This window comes from Massilia glaciei, assembly GCF_003011895.2.
In the GTDB taxonomy this organism is placed as follows: Bacteria; Pseudomonadota; Gammaproteobacteria; order Burkholderiales; family Burkholderiaceae_D; genus Telluria_A; species Telluria_A glaciei.
Map to the genome: position 1 here is coordinate 1 of NZ_PXWF02000332.1, position 4,074 is coordinate 4,074.

Annotated in this window: 3 protein-coding genes and 1 pseudogene; 1 reads left to right on the forward strand and 3 read right to left on the reverse strand. The window is 61.1% G+C overall.

Annotated features, from left to right (window positions below; genetic code table 11):
- Positions 1-606 (reverse strand): type I glutamate--ammonia ligase (locus C7C56_RS26500; protein ID WP_502506604.1); only part of this gene is annotated, 606 nt, incomplete at its 3' end.
- Positions 607-623: 17 nt separating this feature from the next.
- Positions 624-1,394 (reverse strand): gamma-glutamyl-gamma-aminobutyrate hydrolase family protein, encoded by a 771-nt coding sequence (locus tag C7C56_RS26505; RefSeq protein WP_106760339.1) that lies wholly within the window; start codon positions 1,392-1,394, stop codon positions 624-626.
- A 346-nt stretch (positions 1,395-1,740) separates the two neighbouring features.
- Here C7C56_RS26505 and C7C56_RS26510 point away from each other — a divergent pair, with 346 nt between their 5' ends.
- Positions 1,741-3,105 carry an IS1182 family transposase gene (locus tag C7C56_RS26510; RefSeq protein ID WP_106760340.1) on the forward strand — a complete coding sequence of 455 codons (1,365 nt, stop codon included), beginning with the start codon at positions 1,741-1,743 and terminating at the stop codon, positions 3,103-3,105.
- Positions 3,106-3,555: 450 nt separating this feature from the next.
- On the opposite strand, the pseudogene C7C56_RS29205 reads toward C7C56_RS26510, so the two are convergent.
- Positions 3,556-4,074 (reverse strand): annotated as a pseudogene (locus C7C56_RS29205) (IS4 family transposase); the annotation flags it as partial.

Sequence of the window (4,074 nt, forward strand, 5' to 3'; positions counted from 1 at the left end):
GAGGTTCATCAATTCGCAGTAGTCGTAGATGTCCTCGAACAGCGGATCGAACTCGTTGACGGCGTCGATGCTGTAGACCTGGCGGCTGGTCTCGGCGCGGCCGCTGCGGCCGATCGGCGGTTTGAGCGGCAGGTCCGGGTCTATGTTCTTGGCAGTCAGGTAGAACTCGAGTTCGGGCGCGACCACCGGCTTCCAGCCCTTGTCGGCGTACAGTTTGAGCACGCGGCGCAGCACGGTGCGCGGTGCGAAGTCGACCAGTTTGCCATCCGAAAAATAACAGTCGTGGATCACCTGCGCGGTCGGGTCGACCGCCCACGGCACCATGGTGATGGTGGTCGGGTCGGCTTTGAGGATCATGTCGCGGTCGGTGGTCGAGATGGCGCGGTCGTAGGCGATGTCGTCGGTCGGGTAGTTGCCGGTCACGGTCATGCCCAGCACTGCCTCGGGGATGCGCATGCCACGTTCTTGCGTGAATTTGGCGCGTGGCAGGATTTTCCCGCGGGCGACGCCGGTCAGGTCGGGGACCAGGCATTCGATTTCGGTGACCCGCTTATCGTTAAGCCACAGGTCCATGTCGGTGTAGGTGAAGTTTTCGCGGATTGCCATGTTTGTCTCTCTGAATTTTAAACCGGTGAAGCGGCGCGCGACCGTCTCTGGTAGTCGCGGCAGGCGTTGCCGAACGCGCCGAACAGCTTCATCGACACGGGGTTGGCGGCCATGCGCCATTCCGGATGCCACTGCAGTGCGAGCAGAAAGCCCGACGCCCCGGGAGCGGAATAGGCTTCGACCAGGCCGTCGTCGGCGTGCGCCTCGACCGCCAAGCCGGGGGCCAGCCTTGCCACGCCTTGGGTGTGCAGTGAATTGACCCTGATCGGGTCGGCGCTGCCGAGGATGGCGGCCATGCAGCCGCTTGGTGCGAGCGAGACCTGGTGCACCGGCGCGTACTGCTGCTCGGCCGGCAGGCCCTTGGTTTCGCGGTGGTCGGTCATGCCGTCAACCTCGTGCACGGCCTGGTGCAAGGTGCCGCCGAGCGCCACGTTGACCTCCTGGAAACCGAGGCAGATGCCCAGCATGGGGATGCCGCGCTGGTAGGCGGCGCGGATCAGTGGCAGCGTGGTGGCGTCGCGCGGCAAGTCCTGCGGCTGGGCCGCGTCGCGCACCTGTTCGCCGTAATGGCTGGCGTGCACATTCGATGGCGAGCCTGTCAGCAGCACGCCGTGCACGGTGCCCAGCAAGGTTTCGAGGTCGATCTCCGCACCGATCGCCGGCAACACCAAGGGCAGGCACCCGGCGCCGCGCACCACCGCGTCGACATACTTCATCTGTGCGAAGTGGTAGGGGTGCTTTGCTTCTTGCGCGGTGCAAGCGGGAACGATAACAATGGGCGTTGACATGTGTGCTCGGCGGAAGGCCCGACTGGAAGGTCGTGATTCATAGTGAGCCTTATGTTGCCGGCTGTAAAATGAACAATGCCGCCCAGCCCATGAGTTTTCTGCATACCCGGATTGAACGCCAGGTTGCCAGCGCCGCTAGCAGCCTGTCGGCCTTTGGTCCGCAAGCGAAGTCGGATCGGTTGCATTCTGGTGCTGCGAGCGAAACCGGGGTCAGAGTTTTTTTTCGCGGGGTCATGCGAAAATTACTCTGACCCCGCTTTCGCGGGCCGAAGTCAGCGGCGTTTTTCATGCCAGAATATGACCCGAGCATGAGAAAATATTGCCATCTCGAGCTCGCATTTTCATCATGTCCGGATTTATCCTCGTCGACCGCAAGACCGCCTATCTCATGCCACCGTCCCTGGAGGACTGGCTCAACGAAGATCATTTGGCTCGATTCATCGTCAAGGTCATCGACCAATTGGATCTGTCCAATTTGACGCGTCGATATGCAGGGCGCGGATCGAAGGCGTATCACCCGCCCATGCTCCTCGGGATTTTGGTGTACGGCTACGCTAGCGGAGTATTCTCGAGCCGCCGGCTCGAACGCGCGACCTACGACTCGGTCGCGTTCCGCTTCATTGCGGCCGGCAGCCATCCCGACCATGACACCCTCGCCACTTTCCGGCGGCGCTTCCTCGTAGAGGTCGCGGACGTGTTCATGCAGGTGCTCGAATTGGCCAAGGAAATGCAACTGCTCAAGTTGAGCACGATCAGCCTCGATGGCACCAAGATTCACGCCAACGCCTCCCGTCATAGCGCCCTGTCTCACGGCCACATTGAAAAACTTGATGTGCAACTCAAGGCGGAGGTGCAGGAACTACTGGCGCTTGCCGAACAGGCCGATCAGGCCGACGTTCCCGACGGCGCCAACTTGCCCGAGGAAATCAAGCGGCGCGAAGACCGACTCGCGGCCATGGCCGTGGCCACGCGCAAGATCGCGGCAAGGGCCGAGGAGCGCTTCCAGCGCGAACAGGCGGAATACGAAGAGAAGATGGCGCGCCGCGCCGCCAAAGAAAAGGAAGCTGGCAAAAAGCTCGGCGGCAAGGCACCGAAAGCGCCCGAGCCGGGTCCGAGAGCGAGCGACCAAGTCAACTTGACGGACGAGCAGTCGCGCATCATGCCGGTCTCAGCCGGAGGCTTCGAACAGTGCTACAACGCGCAGGCAGCAGCCGATGTCGCCACTCTGCTGATCGTCGCCACGCACGTCACGCAGGCGCCCAACGACAAGGAGCAAGTCGCGCCGATGCTGGCGCTCTTGAAGGCGCAGTCCGACGTCTTGGGTATGCCGAACTGCCTGCTCGCCGACACGGGATATAGCAGCGAAAAGAACATCCTTGCCTGCGAGACCGCTCAATTGACACCGCTCATCGCCGTTGGTCGCGACCAGCACCATCCCGACTGGCGCGAACGCCACAGCGAACCGGGACCATTGCCCCCAAACGCTACCGCCGTGCAGAGCATGGCGCACAAGCTCAAAACGAAGGCCGGACGCGCGCAGTACGCGCTGCGCAAGCAAACGATCGAGCCCGTATTTGGCATCATCAAATCGGTGATGGGCTTCCGTCAGTTATCATTGCGCGGTTTGGCGAACGTCAACGGCGAATGGAACTTGGTCTGCCTGGCGTGGAATTTGAAGTGCATGGCCGTACTACGTCCAAAATTCGGATAGAAGAGGAAATTGCCCAGGAAACCGGCCAAAAAGACCAAAAATCGCCACGATATGCCTATTTTTTGTGCAGAACTAGGGTTGGGCCAAAGCGCGGCGATTCATGTCCGACAGGCTGCTAGATCCAAAATCCCGCGCGCATGCTTTGCAGAATCGAATCGATCAGGAGTGCAGCTTGCACGTCGGATGCGCTTCGGGATTTCGTTCCTCCAGCGAGCGATAGCTGGACCTAGCTCGCCGGGTGGTAACTGTTCCGCGCCTATTCCGTGGCGCTAGATAGGATTTACCGGCGAAGGCGCGTTGCAACACCTCAAGCGTTCCGTGTACCTGCTTGGGAGAGTGTCGAGGCAGGAGCGAATGACGCAGATATTGTCGATGCCTGCGACGGTTGGCGCCAATGATTGCATCTTTGAGAGTATTGAAAGCGGCAATGTTTTCCTCGCTAAAACACGCTTAAACGGGTTCCAACGCGCCGCGCGGGCATTCGTAGTCGGCTGCGTCGGCCTTGTCGGGCGCGCCCAGCGTGACGATTTGCTCTTGCAGACCCGAGCGCAGGAAGTCGCGCACGCTGGCGAAGCCGCTGTTGCCCTCCTTTTCCACACGCATGCAAAAGCGGATGCCGCGATGGTTGAGCAGGGCCACCAGCCAGCGGCAAGGATAGCCGCGGTCCATCAAAAGCGGGTCGCCGCAACCAAGCAGGTCGAGGTGTTGGAACAGCATCTGCCGCTCGCTCTCATGAATGCTGTGCAAGGACGCTGCGAGCATCATCTCGGCACCGGGCAGGAACAGTCCGAAAGCGATTTGATCGGTTGACGCGGCGCGCGGAACATGGCTGGCGCGATGGCCGAATTTGATTGTCGAGGCATCTGCGGCGACAAGCCGAAGACCGTGCCAGCGCGGCACGAAACCACGGCGATCCGACTCTTGCAGTAGCCATTCGTTAAGCAAGGTGTTGAGGCCGACCGAAAACTG